Source organism: Mycolicibacterium arseniciresistens (genome assembly GCF_030519285.1).
Lineage (GTDB): Bacteria > Actinomycetota > Actinomycetes > Mycobacteriales > Mycobacteriaceae > Mycobacterium > Mycobacterium arseniciresistens.
In genome coordinates, this window is sequence record NZ_JAUMSQ010000452.1 from 1 (window position 1) to 1,047 (window position 1,047).

At 75.4% G+C, this 1,047-nt stretch carries 1 protein-coding gene and 1 pseudogene; both read right to left on the reverse strand.

Translation table 11 applies throughout. From position 1 onward, the window contains the following. A pseudogene (locus tag Q2100_RS30295) lies at window positions 1-510 on the reverse strand (DUF4157 domain-containing protein); the annotation flags it as partial. Between the two features lie 35 nt (window positions 511-545). After that, window positions 546-1,047: NlpC/P60 family protein (locus tag Q2100_RS30300; protein ID WP_302916994.1), on the reverse strand; the 502-nt coding region annotated here is incomplete at its 5' end.

A 1,047-nucleotide genomic window follows, 5' to 3' on the forward strand; every position in this document is an offset into this window, starting at 1 on the left:
CAGCCAGCGCGGCGCGTCGGCCGCGGTGTCGGCCCGCGCGGCGTAGTGGAACAGCTCGTGGCGCAGCACGATTCGCAGCGCCGGCGCGGTCATCGCGGCGGCACCGGGCGCGAACAGAATCCGGTCGGTGGTGGTGACGGCGGCGATGTCGGTGGTCGGCGCGCCCGGAGTCGGCGCGGCCAGTGCGGCGAACTGCACGTCGGAGCCCGCCACCGCCACCACGATGTCGCGTCGCCAGTCCGGGCCCCAGAACGCGGTCACCGCGTCGGCGGCGGGCCCCAACTCATCGGCGATGCGGCGGGTGAGGGCGGCGCTGTCCGGTCCGCCGGCGGCGATCAGCGTTGCGGTACGCCCGCCGGGCAGCGCACGTGTCGTCGGGGCCAGTGTGGAGGTTCGCGCGTCAGGGGCGGCGGTGTGCGGGACGGTCGGCGCTCCGGACCGGTCGACGAGCAGCAGCGCGCACATCAGTTCGGCCAGCAGCACCGCGAGCAGCAGGCGTTTGGCAGACAAGGACGGCCCGACCGCGCCGGGGATGACGCCCGGCCTCAGTACCGGCGGACGTTGTAGATCGGTGCGTTGTCCACCGGGGCGACCCGCACCGGTGTGCCGTAGGTGGAGGCGTGCACCATCTGTCCGCCCCCGATGTAGATGCCGACGTGCGAGGCGTCCGAGTAGTACGTCACCAGGTCGCCGGGCTGCATCTGGTCCATCGACACCGCCTGACCGCCGCGGGCCAGCGCCTGGCTGGAGTGCGGCAGCGAGAGGCCGGCCTGCTGGAACGACCACATCACCAGGCCTGAGCAGTCGAACGCGCTCGGGCCTGAACCGCCCCACGAGTAGGGCGAGCCGATCCGGCTCAGTGCCGCCTGCACCGCGACGGCGCCCTGGCCGCCTCCGGTTGGCGGGGCGAGGTCACCGGGCGGGATGGCGCCGGGAGGAGCGGCCACCACGGCGGGGTCGTTCGGCGGCAGCGCCGCGGGCGGCGGCGGGACGGGCGCGGGCGGGGCGGCGGCGAGCGCTTCCCGCTGACCCGGCGTCAGCGCCTCG